This is a genomic window from Nicoliella sp. ESL1120 (assembly GCF_058508515.1).
The window spans coordinates 372,759-394,265 of the sequence record NZ_CP196384.1 but is presented as its reverse complement, the minus strand read 5'-3'; the positions used below and the strand labels follow the sequence as shown (position 1 = coordinate 394,265).

Below are 21,507 nucleotides of genomic sequence, written 5' to 3'. Positions count from 1 at the left end.
CAGCTGATTGAGCGGTATTAACCACCTGATTACTTGAATAGTTAGCGTTGCTATTGACTGATGAAACGACACTTTCAGCACTATTAGCAATGTTTTGAGCAGCAATTACAGAATTGAGTCCATTATTAACACTTTGCGTTGCGCTAATTGCTTGTTGGCTATTAGTAACTGCAGCACTATAAGCTTTGCTAGCAGTACTTTCAGCTATAGATGCAATCGATGCATTGGCATTGGAATTATTATTCAAACTGTTTTCAACAACAGCAGCTGATTGGGCTTGGGATGCAGCATTTGAGGCAATAGCAGCGGCCTGTCCAGCAATTTGTGCATCACTATAGGCACGACTATTAGCAGAAGAAGCGATCGTTACATAATTATTAATGTTTTCAGCATAACTGCTTACTAAAATTGCAGCAGAACTAGCTAAACTAGCACTGGCTTGAGCTTGACTATTTAATGAATCAGCACTTGTAGTTTGCCCCAATTTAGCAGCAACGACAGCCTGACTAGCAGTAGTTGAAGCCTGAATGGCATTTGACTGTAACAAGCTATTCGCACTCGTTGCACTAACTGCAATTGCTTGAGCATTTGAAGCAGCCGATTGAGCTTGTCCACTTGCAATCATAGCATCTGATAATGCTGAATTAACAATTGTAGTCTCACTGGCTACCACAGAAGCAGCACTAGTAATCGTATCATTGCTTGGGTAAACAGAAGCTAATGAATTAACCAACGTGCTATCACTATTAATTTGGACCCTGTTAAAACTAGCTAATGTGGTCCATTGACCTGCGCTTTGATTAGAATGCGTAGCGGTACTATTATCATCATTGACCGCACCACTAGCTACATTTCCAGAGTCAATCGCTGCTGAAGCATTTTGTGTAATGGTACTTGCTGATTTGAGCTCATTATTTTGGGTAACAAATGCAGATTGAGCTGTATTATTAGCTGATGATCCCGCATTGAATGCAGAGCTGACAACGGCATTATAACTATTTACCTGACTAGTTGCAGTACTTTGTACCACTGCATCACTTAATCCAGCTGCTGAATTATCAGTAACAACCTTAGCAGCTGATGCTGCAGCAGAACTAGCTTGACTAGCTATGCTATTAAACGTAGAGGCACTATTAACATCCCCTACCTCAGCGGCGCTAATTGCATTCGATGCATTTACGGATGCCAAACTGGCCTGTTGGCTAACAACTTGATTAGCGGAACTAGCTAAGTAAGCGGCACTACTGATCCGTCCATTAGCAGATTGAGCAGCAGCATTGGCGCTATCTGCACTAGCTGATGCTGCATCAGCAACACTAGTTAAAATGGCAGCAGTTTGTGAAGCACTATTAATCACGGCATTACTTTGTGCACTAGCTTGAATTGCAGCAATTGAATTAACAACGTTGGCTAAGGCACTATTAATAGCACTAGTCGAATTATTTAATGCATTTGTTGATTGAACTGCAGAGGATACCTGTCCATTCAATGAACTAATGGATTGAGCAACTTGACTAGCGGTTTGACTAGTATTGATTGCGCCACTATTAGTAACAGTAGCAACTGAAACTGCAATATCTTGAACACTAGCAGCCTGTTGAGCGGCACTAAGTAGATCAGAAACACTTAGCGATGCATGACTCACAATAATGGCATCTGAGCTAGCACGATTATATGCAGATTGCACAGCGAAACTAAGGTTCATGACGGACTTCGTATCGATCCCAGCTTGACTGGCATATGAACTAGCTAGGGAGGCTTGGTTAGAAGCTTGACTATTCAATTCAGATGCAGCAACAGAATTACCAATTACGGCAGCGCTAATCGCTTTAGCTGCATTATCCGATGCAGATAACGCATTGGCCTGAGCACTCGCATTTTCAGCACTAGCAACGTTAAATAACGAATTTGCACTTGACTGATCGACTGAAGCTGATTGTTGAGCAATCAATGCATCTGCAGATGCTGAATTAGCATTTGTCAAATAGCTATCTGCAACAATTGATGCTGATTGAATAGTTGCATTCGCTGAATGGTCAGATAAAATTGATTTAATACTAGAATTCATGCTATTAACTTGGGACTGATTAGCACTAATTTGTGAGACTAACGAATTAGTACTACCACTATTTAAGCTGGCACCTTGGCTAGCATTACTTGCAGCAATTGACTGTGCAACTGCAGTGGATGAATAGATAGCAGCATTACTACTTGTTACGTTAGCACTACTAATTGCGTCATCCTGCGCACTGGCAGCTGATTGTGCAACTGAGTTTGCGATCGATGCAGCACCGCTTGCTTGATTAATCGTGACTAAATCATTAGCTAGTGCCTGACTAGCTACAATGGCTTGTTGTGCATAGTCGCTAACACTATTATTATATTGGCTAACCAATGCATTCGCTGTACTTGCTGAGTCTGCCTGTAGCTTTGCAATGCTATTGAGGCTATCTGCATTAGCTGAGCTCCCGACTTTAGCAAAGCTAATTGCAGTAGCTGCATTGCTACTTGCCAATTGGGCGTTACTTTGTGCTACCGAATTAGCAGAGCTAGCCTGATTCATTGCCACTTGAGCACTTATTCTTGCTGATTGGACGAGTGAATTATTAACTTCTGCACTAGATAACGCAGCATTGAGCGAATTAATGGCAGCACTAGCGCTTTGTTGAGCAGCTTGGATAACTGAATTACTTTGGCGACTAGCAATTACCGAATTAACTGCCAGTGAATCCTTAGTAGCATTACTTTGTTCAGTATTCCCCTGACTGATGGTGTCACTAGCACTCGAAGCATTTGAAATAACCTGATTATTCGTAGCATTGGCTGAATTAAAACTATTTTCAGCAGCTGAAGAAGCGTTAGCTGCTTGGTTACTAGTTGCATTTGCAGATGTAATTTCATTATCTTGCGCAATCGCAGCACTAGTAGCCACGGATTCAGTACTGTTGGTAACTGCGTTAGCCGATACTATCGTTTCATTTGCACTAGTGATTTTAGCATTGGCTGAGCTAACTTGAGCGTTATAACGATCAACATCTAAAGCCGCCAAACTGGCTGCATTTGCATAGCTAATTGCACTCGAATTAGCTACAGAAGCTTGCGAAAGAAAATCTTCAGCCGAAGCAGAACTACCTAATTCAGCCGCCGATTGAGCTAATTTGGCAAAGCTAGTGGCACTTTCAACATTAATTTGAGCCGATGAATTATTTGAAATTACAGCATTCATTGCAATGGATGCCGAACTTTGTGCCGATTGGGCAAAATTATATTCACTATTAGCAATGCTAAATGCCGAACTAGCATCATTAGATGCTGATTGTGCCGTCCCTAGCGCAGACTGAATAACGCTGTTGCTTGGACGTGCTTTCAACTGATCAGAAATACTTCCAACCACATTGTTAATTGATGAATTAATTGGTGTAACTTGAGAAACAGCCACACTGGCGTTTGAAACAACGGTAGCCAAGCTAGCTTGAACACTTGCAGCAGATTGCTGTGTATTATTAGCAGAAACCGCAACTGATTGCGCATCCCCGCTAATCTGATTAGCACTAGCAGTTTGCTTATCCTGAACGCTAGCAGCCTGTTGAGCAATCGAGTTGTTCTCGCTAACTGTATTAGCATCTATTGATGCTTGAACGATCGTAGATGAAGCATCATTATATGCTGCATTAGCAATATTACTAAACAGTACCAATGAAGCTGAATTTTGTTCAGCCACCTTGGCATATGAATAAGCAACTGAAGCAGCAACCGAAGCTTGTGCATTCGCACTCGCTGCTGCTGATTCACTTCCTAAACTGGCATACGACTTAGCGATAGTGGCATAACTATTAGCAACCACTGATGCAGAGTTCGCATTGCTTTCATTAATAACAGCTAATGAAGCAACACTCTGTGCATTTTGTTCATTTACCTGTACTTGATTATTGGCCTTTGCGATTGCAGTACTATCAGATTGAACAGCGCTAAGTGCCTGCACAGCATTGCTTACTGCTGATTGGATTACTGTATTGCTCGAATGCGTTGAAAGGACAGCATTAGCTGAGTTAACATTAGCACTCGCCTGATTTACATTATCATTTGCACTACTAATAAAACCACTTGTTTGGGTAGCAGAACTAATGATTGAATTCAAATTCCCACTATTACTAGTAACAGCATTGTAAGCGGCACTTGAGGCATTATTAGCACTTGTCATCATTTCATTAGCAGTTGAGATTGCAATGCTTTCTGCAACAGATGCTGACTGAGCAACTGAATTAGCATTGGAAACGGTTGAAGTCGCAATCGCCAATGCATTGTTGTATTGACTAGCAACGTATGCCGCTGATGAAGCAATTGCTGCATAACTAGATGTCAATAGGTTATAAGAATTTACTTCACTCGCAGCAACCGAAGCTGCACTAGCTTGAGAAGAAGCAACTGAATTAACAGAACGTGCAGCTTCAGCACTCCCCTCAGCAGCATAGGAACTGGCAACCGTAGCGTTGCTAAGTGCGATCGCAGCATCAGATTGTGCAACGGAACTCGCTGAATTTGCGAAACTGGCAGTACTTATGGCAGAACTATTAGCAGATTGAGCAGAAGCATTCGCCTCTGAAATAGATGAATTGATTACCCCAACGGTTGAAAAGGCAACACTGGCAGAACTAACCGCTCTTTGAATAATTGCATTACTTGAATTTTGAGTAAGTGCCTGCGAAGCTGCTGTATTCCAATCAGTCGCACTTTGATCAGCAGTCGCTGCAGAATCAGCAATCGACTGAGCTAAGCTAGCATAAGAAGAAGCGTTATTACCAAATGCATTGGCACTTGCAACTGTATTCGAAGCATTAGAGATCGCACTATTAGCACTATTAGTAGTGGTTAACGCAGCGTATGATCCTAAACTACCTTCAAATGAGGCAATTTGAGCACCATGATTATAAAAAGAGGCTTGCGAAGCGGCATTTGAACCAACGGATGCAGCAATCGATGCCCTTACAGAAGCGGACGCAGCCTCTGATGCAAAATATGAGGCCTGTTGTGCTGCCGAAGTTGCGCTATCAGCAACACTATTCGCAACGTTAGCAATGCTTTGGGCAACCACGTTAGCACTGGAAGCACTACTAAAATTACCATTAACTGCATAGCTGCTTGCTAATGATGCACTAGCAGAAGCACTCGCAACTGATTGCCTTACAGCCTGACTTAGTGAGTTTGCAACGGCAGAAGCAGATTGAGCAGATTTATTAGCATCATTAGCTTGACTACTTGCAATTATGGCATCTGAATTAGCCGAACTAGCAAGCACTTCGGCTGATTGAGCATATGCAACGTTCGTTTGAATGACCTTATTAGCTTCATTTGAAGTCAAAGTAGCCATTGCGGAATTCCATTGATCGGTCGCATTAGAATCATAACTACCAGCAACACTGGTCGATGCACCAGTCTGCGATGTGAAAGTACTTGCATCGCTAACGTAACTACCAGCACTATTAACAGCAATAGAAGCAGTTCGATCAGCTTGATCTGCGAACGAACTAGCAGCATTAGCACTACTAATGGCCTTGGATTCTATTGCCACTGCTGATTGAACAGCTGAATTCGCAATTGCGATTTGACTGGCAGCTGAATTCGCAACACTAAGCGCTGAATTAACATCACTAGCAGCAGAACTGGCTCGTTTAACTGCACTATCGGCGTTAAAACTAGCGGTAGATGCATCTTGACTGGCCACAACGGCAACACTAGCGGCTGAACTAGCAACAATTGCAGCGGAACTAGCAGCAGCACTATCGCCTGCAACAGAAGCTGACTGTACTAATTGGTTTGCAGCACTCTCATCACTAATAGCATTTTGTGCGGCCTTAGATGCATTGCTAGCAATTTGAATTGCATTAGCAGCTGCTGAATTAGCAGCACTTGCAATGGATGATTGGTTATCAACATCTGAATTAGCATTATTAACGATTGCAGTCTGTTCAGAAGCAACGCTAACAGCACTGCTAACGATGCTGTTTAGTGAATGCCCACTAGCTAATGAAGTTATCTGTTGATTTGCTTGATTAGCTTGGGATGCGACTGACGAAATCGCAATGGAATTAGGCGTAATTGTACTTGCTGCAGAACTAGCAATTTCAGAATTATTCGATACATTGACAATGTTATTTACAACAGCACTTGCCGCAGAGGTAGCGTTAGCATTAACTGAATTTGCCAGGCTCACTGAGCTATCAATGCCGCTTCTGATTAAGGAATTAGCAATGTTTGCAGCAGATTGAGCGTCGCTAACGGCGTTCGAAATCGCAATGCTATCACTAGTTACTGACGAGGCAGCATTACTACCTGCTAATGAAGCAGCACTAGCAAGGCTAATTTGCGCATTATTCGCACTAGCGGCTGAACTAGCAGTATTCATTGCACTAATTGCTACACTAGCGGCTGACGAAGCAGCACTAGCATCCCCAGTAATCGCTGCTGAACTAGCAACTGAATTAGCGGCAACTGCAATTGAATTGGCCAAAGTAGCTACACTAGCTGCAGATACTGCAACACTACTTGCACTGCTTAAAACAGATTGGGCACTTGCAACAATTGATGATTGGTTCTTCTGATCGCTTAATCTTGAAACAATTGCAGAACTTGCTGAACTAACAACAACAGTAGCAGAACTAACCGCTGAATTACTTGAATTTCTAGCGTTCAAACTATTGATCAAACTTTCTGGACCAGCAATTGAACTAGCATTACTAAGCCCAGCAGCACTTGCACTATTAGCCGCACTTGAATAAACGTTATTATCACTAGCAGCCGCGATAATTGAAGCTGCATTTGAACTAACGTTTTGATTGATTCCGCTAACAACTTGACTCGCAGAACTAGTAACGATTGCAGCGGAGACTGCCGCTGTAATCTGTAAGGCAACTGATTGAGCAGAACTAACGGTTGCAGAAGCTGAATTAGCATTTGATAAATCTATCTGAGCAGCACTATTGGCATTTATTACAGCTGTATTTGCAGAATCGATTGCACTGCTTGCTGACTGTACATCAATGATCGCGGAAAGTGCAACTGAAGCAGCCGAGCTCGCGATTGATGCTGCATTACTTGCGGCCGCGCTGTTAATCGCTATTCCTGCAGATTGAGCAAGTGTACTTTGTGCCTTGGCAACGCTGGATGCTGAACTAATCACGCTCGTTGCAATTGATGCCTTAACATTTGCAGTCGATGCAGCAGCGCTAGCACTAGCCGCAGCTTGTGATTGCGTCTTCATGTCGGCATTAGCTTTTTCAAAGACAGTTGCTGCAGAATTAGCATCTGAATTAACGCTACTTAATTTAGCGTTATTGGAATATTGACTAGCCATACTATTTGTCGCACTTTGGTCAGCGTTAACTCCACTATTTAGCGAAGCTGCCTGTAATGAATCAGTATTAATTGCACTAACGTTAGAATTTACGTTAATGACACTGTTGACCGCTTGGCTTACTAACGAACTATTTGTATTACTTGCAGATGTAGCAGTTGCAGAAGCAGAACTAGCAAGGTGATTAGCACTGGCTAAGCCACTATTAATTACACTTGTTGCCACTGAAGCTGCACTACTAGCATCATTCGCTGCACTGTTTACCAATGCTTGAGCAGAGTTTATTGATTGGACTGCATTCAAAGCAGCGGTTGACTGAGCAGCAGCAATTGAAACTTGAACGCTAGCGCTGTTGGCAGCGTTAGATGCCGTTTGATTAGCAGTAGAAGCAATCGCAGCTGCGCTTTGAACTGCAGAAAGGTCACCACTATTAGCTGCAATTTGTGCAGATAAGGCAGCTGAAGAAGCAATCGCATATTCAGAAGCTGCAATTGATGAATCGATTACAGCACTACTATTGGCACTAATTGCGGTCGTGCTAGCACTAATTGCAATTGATGATTGTTGTATTGCAACCGAATTAGCAGAACTAGCAACTACACTAGCGGAATCAATTACAGTATTAGCACTAGCGACCGTAGCGTTACTTGAATTATTAATATTCAAACCAGCAATCACGTTACTAGCAGCAGCAATCGAGTCAGCGCCACTACTAATGCCGTTATTGACAGCAGATACAACCGCTGCATTGCTACTTACAGCACTTTGGTTGTTAGCAACAATTGCAGCAGAACTAGCTGTCGCGGTATTAAATGAACTGACTGTAGCAACGGATGAATTTACATCATTAGCAATCGATTGAGCACTAGCAACCACTCGGGCTTGTGATGCCGCTGATTGAACGATTGAATTTGCAAGACTGGCGTTATTAGCATCAGCATTAGCTGACGAAACAGCTAAACTAACGGAAACTGAAGCGGCCTGGATTGCAGCACTTGCTGAAGTAGCTGTACTAGAAGCAGCCAGAATAATCGCAGCGTATGAACTAGCAGCATTTGCCGCAGAACTAGCGGCTGCACTATCTAAATTGTTCGTAGCAGTGCTCAAGGCCGCCATTTGATCAGCAACCTGATTGCTAGCGCTAGCGGCTATTACAGCAGCACTAGCTAAACTGACGCTTGCTGCAGAAGCAAGTGCACTTTGTTGAACCGCTAATTGGCTTTGAACAACCGCATCTGAACTAGCGGATGCTACCGCACTGGCATTAACATTAGCTACAGCTAATAAGCTGTTAGCAACACTGTTGTTACTATAAGCAGACTGTACAGAAACCACCACTGACTGTGCAGATTTGGTATCAGCAAAACTAGCATTGATAACGTTCGCTAAACTAAATACTGAACTAGCACTCGAACTGGTTCCATTTAAGCTAATGTTTGCTGATGATTCAACATTAGTGATTCCGTTTTCAGCTGAAGTGGCAGTCGAGTTAGCATTGGAAGCAATACTAGTAGAGCTATTAATTCCACTACTGATTGCCACAAATGCAGCATTAGCAGCACTTTGAGCTGTAGAAGCATTGATACTGAACGCTGCATTATTAGAGACAGCATTAGAAGCGGCAATTGAACCTGCAACATCGGCAGATGAAGCTGCCGTCATTTGAGCACTTGCATCAGAAGCAGCTACCTGTGCAGATGCCAAGTAAACATTGGCTGCACTAATGGCGTTAGCTATCGAATCTGAATTTAAGCTGTTATTATTAGCCATACTAGCTGCAAGACTAGCGCTACTGTTAGCTAATGAGTTTTGATAACTAACCACAGAAGCATCAGCACTGGCATTCGAATTTGCTATTGATGCAGCCGTTGATGCTGAATTAGCAATAGATGATTGTAGCGTTGCATTTTGAACTGCACTAGCAGCAGCACTGAGGGCGGATTGAACTACTGTATTCGCACTCAAAACCACTGCATTATTAGAATTATGATTAATTAAATTATTGATGGTACTGCTTGCGCTATCAACAGCTGTACTATTAGCTTGAACAGACGCACTAGCGCTACTTGCTTGAGCTGAGTAGCTATTAGCACTGTTATTAGCACTAGAAACAGCTACTGAAGCCTGATTAACAGCAATATTGTAATTACTAGTCATGCTAGCAACTGAAACTGCATTACTTGCAGTTGATGACGCCAATGCTGTTTGTGATTCTTGATCAGCATAGTATTTAGCAATATTTACTGCATTACTAGCAGTATCAAAGTTAAAACTAGCTATGTCTGAAGCAGTACTTGCCTGACTAACGGCCGATTGAGCGGTAGAACTATTCGCTTCCGCATCATTAGCAGCACTTTGAGCTGCTTGTGCATAAGATAAAGCAGCACTAGCTGCGGAACTAGCTGCCATGCTATTTCCAGCAACCGATGCGGAACTAGCCGCTTGACTGGCTACAATCGCATTTGAAAATGCATTCGCAGCAACACTAGCATTAACAACAGCAGCAGCACTAGCTGAACTAGCAATCGAAGCGGCTGAACTGGCAACGGATGCCTGTAAGCTAGCACTAGCATTCGCAGCATTCGCCATTGAAACAGCTGAACTAACGTGACTATAAGCAATGCTAACTGAGACGTTATCATTGCTTTGACTAGCTACCATGCTAGCTACAGAATTAATGGAATTAGCGGAACTGTTTTGTTGGCTAATTTGAACACTATTACTATTAACTAAACTGCTAATAGATGTAGCTAAAGAGGCATTACTACTTGTCCCAACAGCATTTGATGATGCAGACTGGTTAACACTAGAAGCGCTATTAGCAGCACTACTAGCAACACTGCTTGCAGATGCCAATCCACTATTAATTATACTTTCGGCTTGACTAGCAGCACTAGATGCATCAATGGCAGCCTGTGAAACGGCACTACTGTTTATCGATACCTGAACAGCAGCTGCAGAAGCCGTACTTAAAGCGCTCTGCAGTGCATTCGATTCAATAATTGCCTCACTTGAAGCCTGGGCAGCGGCACTAGCTGCGCTACTTGCAATTTGATTTGCAGAACTAGCTGCAGCAGAATCACCGCTAGTCGCAGCATTGGATGCAACCACCGCAGCGCTAAGCGCCGTTGAACTAGCTGTTGCAGCTGAAGTAGAAGCGATGAATGCAACACTACTTGCTGATTGAGCGGCAGCAATTGCCTGACTTAATGCTGCACTTTGACTGTTCATTGCAGCAGAAGCAGAGCTAGCTGCTGTAATTGCCGAATCAACAACAACTTCAGCACTTGAAACAGCTGAATTAGCAGAATTAAACTGATTTAAACTAGTTATTACCCCAGAAGCTGAATTAATCACTCCATTACTACTAATAGTCGCACTAGCCTGGCTGCTAATCGTAGTGGAAGTTTGGCTCAATGAGTTCATTACAGTACTATTAGCACTCACAATTTGATTAGCTAAGCTATCAGATTGATTAGCTTGGGATGCAAATGAAGAAGCAGAACTAGCATTGCTAATTGCTGAAGCGACCGTATTAGCAATCGATTGATTTGAATTAGCACTGTTGAGTGCTGCTGCTGCGATCTTACGATCATTTGAAGTGGCAATGGATGCAGCACTAACTACATTGGCAGCAGATGATGCCGTTTGGCTAGCCAATAGTGCATTACTATAATTGCTGCTAGCAACTTGAGCTGCAGACACGGCTAAAGAAGCACTGCTTGAAGCTGCTGATACATTACTATTTTGAAACGCAGTAACAGCATCAGCTGATGCAGATTGAGCAATTGAATTAGCCACACTAGCGGCAGTCGAATAATTAGATGCCATCGCATTAGCACTATTTGCAACAACATTAGCACTATTAATATTGCTCCCTTGTGAGTTGGCATCCAAACTAGCCGATTGAGCAACAGAATTAGCAGAATTAACAACCGCAATTGCACTGCTTAACATTGAATTAACACTTGTATTAGAAGCAATCGAATTTGCAAGCACCGCAACAGAACTAGTTTGTGAACTAATGCTAGTTATCGCATTAGAATCAATTTGTGCAGATGCACCACTATTGGCCACATTAGAGACAACTGCACTAACCGCATTAGAATTAATTAAAGCGTTCTTATTATTATTAGCTGCCGATTGGGCTGCAGCATTTGCCATGCTAGAAGCACTTAAAAGCTCACTTGTTACAACACTATTAGCATAGCTCGCCGCAGAACTAGCAAACGAAAGCGCCGTACTAGCAGCTGAAGAAACAGAAACGACATTTGAGATTAAGGAAAGCGCTTTAGCATACCCACTAGTTAATGATGAATAATTAACTGCAGCGCTATCTTGATATTCTGAAGCCATTTGAACAATTCCTGATACATATGAATAAACAGATGAAGCGGTTGAGTAATCTCCATTACCCGCAGCAGAACTAGCAGCACTTAATGCTGAAGACAAGGCATTGCTACTAGCCGTAATTGATTGTAAATAGCTTACATTAGCTGAGTTAGTCTGAGTTGCAGTTTGTGAGATCGCAATGAAATCGTTGTTTTGACTTGAAGCATTATTACTAGCAGATCCGTAGATAACAGCTTCGGATGCAATAACGCTATTTGCGTAAATCACAGCTGAATCAGAAGCGTTACTTACCCCTAGTGATGCAATTACTGACTGTGCACTAGCAATACTTGCGTTATTAGAACTGATAACACTATTATTAGAACTTAAAGCGTTTTGGTAGCTAATGAACTGTGATTCAATTTGGGTATAAGCTTGGTAGTGGGATACCATACTGTAATAACTATTAAAATTATTGGCCACTGAACTGGTTTCAGAAGCATATGAAGCAGCAATCGATCCATTAATTACGTTGTTTAAATATGAATTAGCACTTTGCGCAGCTGTACTAGCATTCGTAAAATCAAGTTGAGCTGATTGCACAGCATTGGATGCCTCAATTGAAGCAGCTGTTACAGCTGAGCTAGCAGATTGCGCAGACTGAATAGCACTATTTAAAGCATTGGATGCATTCACAACAACAGCAGCTGCACTACTTGCGGCGTAACTATTGGTTATTGATTGAGCTGATGATAACGATGCCATGGCAACGCTTATGCTCGTAGTTGCATTTGATGCAGCCAGTGATGCTGCATTTGCACTCAAAATAGCCATTGAGTATTCATTCATAGCGTTGGATGCATTCGCACTTTGAGAATTAGCATCTGATAACATCGAGTTAGCAGCTGAAGCAGCAGATGAAGCTAATGAACCATTGTTTACAATATAACTATTATTAGAATTAGCACTAACAATGGCGCTAGCACTATTTGCAAATGAGATAGCGATCGATGCTTGTGAACTAACTTGTACAGCATAACTGCTCGTTAAACTAACCGCCGATTGAATATTCGTCGCGATGCTAGGTGCAAAACTAACCATTGAATTGATCGAGGATAAACTACCATTAGCTGTACTAGAAGCTAAAGCTGCTAAGCTAACAGAACTATTAACGGAACTTTGCACATTAGAAATAGCAGTGCTAATCGCAGAATTAGCAACAATTGCAGCAGAACTAACATTACTTAATGCTCCAGACGCTACGAAAGCAGCAGAACTAGCCGCTGTTGCTGCAGAGATAGCAGCGGAATACTCAGAACTAGCGAGTGAATTAATTGAAGCTGCGCTACTTGCCGCCTCACTCGCTGCAATTTGAGCACTAGAGGCTTCTGATAGATATTGAAGCCCCCCACTTGCATCTGTCATTGCAATTGAATTTAAGTTAGCAGCATAACTGCTGATTTGATTTGCGTATGAAGATGCATAACTTGCATTACTAAATGCTGAGCTAGCTGTATTTGCCATCTGAATAGCAATGCTATTTTCATTACTAATAACATTTGAAGCAGAAGACAAGATAGCATTAAAGCTATTAACTACTACGTTGGCACTTGAAATGTCTGAATTGTTAGCATTGTTACTTGCTATTGAATTCAAACTACCGATAGCGGAGTTAAGAGCAGCAGACGAAGCGTTTAAACTACTTGAATCAGAGCCAACTGCATTCGTATTATTGATAACATTGCTGTTCGCATTTGAAGTTTGAACATAGTAGGAATTGATGCTTTGAGCAGCATTATTTACAATTGAAACACTACTTGACGTTAACACAGCTAAACTAGCAGTCTCAGAAAAGGCAGATGCATTGATATAATTAGACGATTGATTGTTCTTTAAGTTAAACATTGTGATGCGATCAACCGTCAGGGCATTATATGCAGAAGTAAAGGAAGCCATTGCTGCCGAGGCACTTGCACTAGCTGCGACTGCAGCATTAGATGCACTGGCAATTAACTGCGCATTGGAAAGTACCACACTTGCAGCAGAACTGGCTGCTACACTATTATTAGCAACTTGAGCGGCGCTAACGGCACTTTCAGCTGAAATAATTTGATTAGAATATGAACTAGCAGCTGCTGAAGCACTAGCAACTATTGAGTTAGCATTAGCAGCTGCTGTACTTGCGGTGACAATCACACTATTTTGGGCTTTCAAGTCAGTATAAGCAGATTCATTAGCACTGACTAATGAACTAGCTTGTGATGCAACTGAAGCAATTGCACTATTATTTGAATTGGCGGCTGCAATAGAATTGATTGCAATATAGTATGAATTAAATGCACCATAGTCATAGGTAGCATCTGAATTAGCTGAAGAGGCAAAAGAAAGTGCTAATGAACTGATGGATGTCATGCTAGTAACGCTGGAATAGTTAGAATATAAGGATAAATAATCACTTGCGGTCGAAGATTGAACACTATTGACCTGGTTTACGTTAGATTGAATTCCACTACTAATAGCGACGGATGCTCGATTAAAAGCAACACTGGCCGTAATGGAAGCATTTGAAATATAATTATTATCATCAAATAAGCCTGCTAATGCACTGTTTCCAATTGCTTTATAAGAATTAGCAGCACTGACGATTGAATTATATTGATTCAAGTATGATGAAACATCGCTCATCGCACTACTTGCTGTTGATGCGGCAGTAGAAGCACCAGAAACGTCATAAGTAGTAACCGCACTGTTAGCAATGCTAGTTTCAAAGTTAGCCACTGAATTAGCACTTGAAATGGAAGCTGCGATCATTAACGCATATGAATTCAGACTAGCAACTGAACTAGTATTGCTATTTCCAGCAGCAACGTCACTATTAATATTGATCATTGCAGAACTGATTTGGACAGAAGCAGAATTAATTACAGATGTAGCACTAATTGCGTCAGAATTAACACTATTAAATCCGTTTAGCGAATTCATCGCTGAAGAAGTTGCACTATATCCACTAACCAATGCAGCAATTGAGGTTCCAGCTGAAGAGACTGTAGATGAATTAACATTTGCTACCGAGTATTGGCTACTAGTAACCGCAGTTACCGATGTAGCAAGGACTGATTGTGAATTTAATAACGTTGAAATACTATTAGTAATTTGGGCATAAGAAGCAGTGGCTGCAGCCTTGGATGCGGTATCAGCATAAACGATCGCAGCACTAGCATTAGTAGAAGCAACGGTATAGTCACTATTCATTGCAACCAATGCATTACTTGCAACAGAATTAGCCGATTGGGCCACTGAATTAGCAGCATTGGCATTAATTAACTGGCCACGTTCATCATTAATTGCAGAAGTTGCCACTTCTGCCGCACTGATGACAATTGAAGTTTGTCCGTTATCATCAGAGTTAAATCGATTATTATAGGCCGATTGAGCCACTGAATTGGCAGACGATGCCACAGATGCATATGAGGATGCCAGACTATTGGCATTAGAAAGGTTGACAAAGGCACTCGAAGCTGCACTGCTTGCAGCAGATAACGTAGCACTTTGTTGCCCTGCATCCACCAAAGCATTGCTGGCTAATGTTGCAACGGAATTAGCTGCAGAATTAGCCGCATTCACTTGTGAATTATTAGAGTTCGCACTAAAAATAACATTCGCGCTAGCTTGAGCTGAGCTAGCAACACTATTAGCACTAACTACTGAAGCATAGACGTTACTTCCAGCAACAAATGAACCGTTCACTGAGTTAGTAGCTAAACTCCCATTACTATAAAGATTAGAAATTGAACTAGCAATATTAGCAACAGAAGAACTGGCAGATGATGCGTTTGAAGAAGCACTTGTAATATCGTTTAACAATGCCCCCATGAGTTTATCAACGGCTGATTGAGCACTGTTAGCAGCACTAACGGCTGAATTAGCGTTAACATTAGCGCTGCTAGCATTCACTGATGCTACGCTTGTCAAACTGGCGGCGATAATCGCTTCACTAGCCGCGTTAGCAGCGTAGGATGAAGCAGCAGAACGGGCAGCAATTGCGTTTGATGCAGCAATTGAAGTTGCTGAAGAATTACCGACCGCTGCATTTTGACTAGCAATTACAGCATATGATGATGCAAGTGAATTGGCGCTACTTGCATTTGTAGCAGCACTGCTGGCAATCACATTAATTGAACTAGCAACTGAGGAAACTGAGTTGGCAGTCGATATTTGTTGACTAGCAGCACTAGCTGCTGAACTCATGATTATTGCAGCGGCACTTACCACTGAACTAGCTTGTTGAACGTCAGAACGATTCGAATAAAGCGATGCCGTTTTACTCATTAAGCTATCTGCACTAGAGAAAACGGTTGCAGCTGATGAATATTCACCATTAGCATTACTGGTGGCAGTACTATTAGCAGCAATGTAATTATTATTACTATTTACTTGACTAATTGCAGTTCCAGCATTATTTGCGAATGAACTTGCATCATTCGCGGCACTACTTGCTTGAGAAGCATTATTATCAATTTGGCTAATAATTGCGTTAATGTTGGAAAGTGCGGTTGACGCATTGGTGCTTTGCACATTTAAGCTAGCAGAATTACTAGTGATGCTAGCTAATGATCCACTCATTGATTGATAATTATTCGAAGCTGCTGTTTCAAGACTGTTCGCTTGACTGGCATAACTAATAACGCTAGCTAATGATTGTTGAACATCATTTAGTGAACCAAATAGTGATGATAAGTCGTTATAATTAGCATTATTGATGTCCTTTTGAATCAAGTTAATAACAGCACTCGCCATTAATCCGTTATTTTGATTGCTAATTGCGGCATTGCTAAGTAATTGTTCCAAACTATTAGCATTGCTGATCCTTTGTGCGTTATCACTTGAGTACGATTGAGCCAAACTAGCAGCAGTAGAAGCCGCTGAAGCATAAGACTGAATGTCAGAATTACTTGGTCGTGAACTAGCAAGTGAAATGGCAGCTTGAGCAGTTGAAGTTACAGTACTTGCAATTGATTGATAGCCAACTTGAGCAGTGTTATTAGAGTTTATTAAGGAGGCCCCGGCGTTAGAATAATTAATAATTGCGCTAGAAGCCGAAACAATTGCCTGACTTTCAGAATTAGCAGTACTGTTAGCAGAGCTAAATGATGTCGAAGCATAACTTACCGCATAAGAAACATCTGAATTAGCAGCATTAGAGGCCACACTCTGTTGGGCATTAAAGGTAACCGATTGATTAAACGCCTTTACATATGCAGAGCTGGCACTAGCAATTGCTGAGTTTGCAGATGCGTTTGCATTAATTGCAGCTTGTGATTGATTACCAATATCACTAGCCAAACTAAGCAACTGGGAGACAGAATTACTATTAATTTGATTGTAGTTCAAAGAAGCTAAAATGTTAGAAATATTAGCAGAATCTTGGGATGCTGCTAAATATGCTGAACTAGCTAAGGCATAAGCATTTGAAGCCGATGAATTTGCACTACTTAAACTAGCCTTTTGTGATGAAACCACCAAAAGGCCACTGTTAAAAGTACTGGATGCACTCTGTGCGAGAGTATTAAATCCATTCGCAGCGTCATTATTAGGGATCAAACTATTGACTAAGCTAGTGATGGAGGTATAGCTAGCAACAGAACTCTTAGTAATAACTGCAGAACTATAGAACGAATCGAGATTAGCAGAACTACTTGAAGTCACTAAATAAGCACTAGATGCATAACTAGAGCTATTTGAAATATTACTATATGCTGTTGAAGCATAGCCACTCAATGCACTGATGAATGATGAGAAATTAGTGGCGGCACTATATGCACTGCTAGCCGTACTCTGTGCGATAGAAGCACTTTGCTGATCATTAATAGCGTTGATTGCAGCACTATATGCAATGCTATTATAGCTATTAACCATACTTACTACAGCACTAGCACTAGTAACAATGGTATTAGCTACTGACGCTGCAGAAACCGCAACGTTAGAAATCGAAGTTTGACTAGCAATCGTCATCCCACGAGCACTATTTAATGCAGCACTAGCGCTTTGAGCGGCAACTAATGCTGAACTAACAGCAACATCCAAACTCGCAATGCTATCGCTCAAAGTATTCGCCGCACTAGAAGCGGAACTAGCGATCGAGGCATTTGATGAAGCATCATTATTATAGCTATTAATTGCAGACATCGCTGAGCTGACAACGCTGACCGAACTAGAATAACTAGGTAAATTGGCATAAACGGAATTACTCAACGAAGCAGAATAACTAGCAACGTTTGAATAATAACTGCCTACGACACTATTAGCAGAAGACGCAATTGAGTAATAGGAATTAGGGACTAATGACGAAATCTGGGTATCACTATTTGAAACTGCACTACTTGCACTACTTGCAGTTGCAACATCTTGTGCAGTATTATTAACGATCAAAGCGTTATCAGTGATCGTTCCAGAGGTCTTTTGAGTAGAGTTATCCGTTGGCCCTAAAATCGGGTTATGACTAGTATTAGTAACGGAGTTAGTGCCATCAGGATTGTTAATTAGGGTCGTACTTTGGTTGGTAACAACATATTGAGCATCAATAATCACACTTTGGATAGTACTACTACCCACAGCATTTAATGGACGAGTGTATTTATATGAGTAACTACCATCAGAATCCTTAGTAAAATCAGAAAATGGGATTGAAATGGTGTATCCATTCCGATAATAAGGATCATTAATTTGAGCAGTTACTTGATCTGGATCTTGGATCATTGTAGTTGAACCAATTGGTAGTTCATCGTTAGCAGTCGTATTTCCGTTCGTACTTACCCGAACGTAAACATTCTTACTAGTATCCAAAACGTTGGCAATAATAATCTTAGCAGAAATATCGTAGCCAGAAGCTGATTGGCCACTAGTATCCTTAATTAAGCTAGGCTGCCCACTAATATATACGGTTGGTGATGCTAAGAAACTTAAGTAATGTGACTTACTATTGTCAAAATTATTCAAGACAGTATTGGTCTGTAACTGACCATTAACCGTGTAAACCGTAATGGGGTTAAAACCACCAGATTGTTGACCAATTTTAACCATATATTGGGGAGTAGGATCTTGAGTTTCATTAACTTGTCCGATCACTGAATATGCAGTAATTGGTGGACTATTAAAGAACTTCCCATAACTAGTTCCATCAGTGACCCCTTGATCGTCATTAAGACCATTCTTACTAAAGATGATCTTACTACCTGGGTTATTCAAAACAACGTTACCAACGTTGTTTAAAAGGGTTAAATTATTGACCCCACCATCTGAATAAATGTAGAGGTTACTTAAATTCATAACGTTTAAGTTCCCACCAACAGTCAATAGGTTCCCGCTGAAACCATTCAAGTTCTTAGTAGCGTGGACCGACAAAGCACCACCGTTTTGCACAACAACGTTCCCATTTAAATTAACCGGATTATTGTCATTTAAACTATTGTTAAATACCGCTTCAAGGGTCCCACCATTGACGTAAACATTACTTTTTGAAGCTGTAAAAATCGCTGACGCTCCATTATTAGGGGTTACAGTTAATCTGGCCCCTTCATTAATAGTCAAACTACTTTGTGAGTTCGTTAAAATGATCCCGTTATTAGCAGCTGCGTTGGTCCCAAACGAACCGGAATCTTCACCATTTCCACCATTTGGAGTTAGGACCATTATAGAGCCCTTATCTAGGGTCAAATTCCCGGAAAGTTCGATGTTATTCCCCATTTGAGTTTTTCCATAGTATTGACTATTGGGTAATAACTCCATACTTTGGGTCTGGATATTTTGTTGATTCCCAGCAAACGTACTAATGGTTCTAAATGGACTAGTATAAGAACCTTCAGAAGTGGTATTAACGATTCCATCAATGTACAGTTTAAAAGACCCTGTAGAATTAGAGTTATACATCTGAGAACCCTCATAATTAACGTTCTTAAAGGTCAAAGTCCCTGTCGTGGAGGCATATTCATTAATTGGTCCGTAATAATTGACTCCATATAGTTTTTTGAAATTTTTAACCACCAAAGAATTAATGTTATACGGATTTTGATGTTCATTATATAAATCAGCAATATGATTTTGACCATTAATAGTCATATTGGTAGTACTTCCAGTAGGCGCAGAGTTTCCAGCATTTGAACCTGCATCAATATCAGTTAAGAGTCTGATTTCACTAGTGCTTCCAGATGGTACGTTTGCAAAGTAGTCATCAAACTGTGAAATATTTGTAATGTAGTAAATATTTTGATTATTAACTTTATTGTAAACATCATTATAACCAATGTTATAAAGAACGTTATTCTGACTAGCGTTATTTAATGCACTAACGTATTTATAATGACTTTGAGCATTATTTAAGGCTGCTTGCGCCCCGTTATATGAAATGGTATATGGATTATTAGAGGTGGCAGAATTATTAGTAAAGACGTTATAAGAACCATTTGCATCGGTCCCGTTCCAACGCCCAGTTTCGGCATCATAGATCCCTTGATTAGCCAAAAAGTAATCAAGTGAATAATTATAAGCCAATGCCCGTGCTGAAGTCGTGACATCAACGTTGGAGCTTAAAGCAACGGAATTACCTGAAATTGCCTGTTGTGAATCGCTAGGTGAATTAACAACGTTAGCGCTACTAGAACGGTTAGCAGCGCCAGAAGTAGTCGTTCCATTAGTATTAGAACCATAGACGTTTGGATCGGCTCCAACTCCAGAGTTCAAGGAACTATAAGTACTAAAAGCATTCAAAACGCCATTGTAAGCGTTCTTATAATAAATGTTACTTACATCAACATTACTAGTAGTAGCAGACTTTAATTCATCTGGATGAACTGAGTTCCAAGCAGCAACAGCTCCAGCATTGGCTAAAGCAAAAGCATTCACACCACTATTAAAGTTACTATTGCTACTTGCAACTGTCGTCCCAGCCAAAGCTGCAGATGAGGCCGCAGAAAATCCATTATTAAAATCAGAAGATGAGTTGGAAGTGGCCGTAGTCGTTGATAAATTACCAGCAATTAGTGTAGTATCGGCATTGGAGTCCGTTCCGACTTTATAGCTAACTAAATCATCTTCAGAAGATCCATCACTACTATTACTATCAGTCGTTGCAGAGCTAGCGCCCTCTGAAGAAGCAGTTGAGCTTCCCGCACTAGAATTAACATCACTATTAGCTGAACTAATAACTTCTGATGTAACGTCACTAGCAGCACTCACTGAGCCATTAGAAATTGAGTTTTCAGAGCTGGTGTTGGAATTAGAGCTACTACTATCGCTTGCACTAGCTACCTCAGAAGAACTATTCGTCGATTTAGAATCGCTTCCACTAGCTGAACTAGTGTCGATTGAATAGTTAACAATGTCGCTACTCCCATCACTACTAGTTGAGCTAGATTGACCAGCATTTGTACTATTTGAAGTACTACTTGAAGAAGCAGAAGTCGAGCTATTACTACTAGTTGAGCTAGATTGACTAGTACTTACACTATTAGATGACACAGAAGCACTCGCACTAGAATGACTGTAGTTATCACCACTACTAGTGGTCGAATCATCGCTATCACTAGACTGCGTTTTAGAAGAAACGTTAGATGTGTTTTCATCAGCACGAGCTGAAACGCCCTGCCCAAACAGACCGACCCCACCAATTGTAGATAGCAATGAAATAGAGACGACTACCCATTGCTTTTTAACCTTCCGTAAGACTTTTTTATCTTTTGTTTTTTTAAACTGAAATTTATTATATACCAATTGTTCACCCTCCAATTTAAAATTGGATCTAAGAAAATAAAACTTTTTTTATCCGTTCA

1 protein-coding gene (cut by a window edge) is annotated in these 21,507 nt (G+C 41.1%); it reads right to left on the bottom strand.

What is annotated here, in order from left to right; translation table 11 throughout:
* Positions 1-21,448: part of a beta strand repeat-containing protein coding region (locus ACSYTE_RS08705; RefSeq protein ID WP_491717666.1), annotated on the bottom strand (this coding region is incomplete at its 3' end). The annotated region extends 12,428 nt beyond the left edge of the window; the window shows 21,448 of its 33,876 annotated nt.
* Between the last annotated feature and the right edge of the window lie 59 nt (positions 21,449-21,507).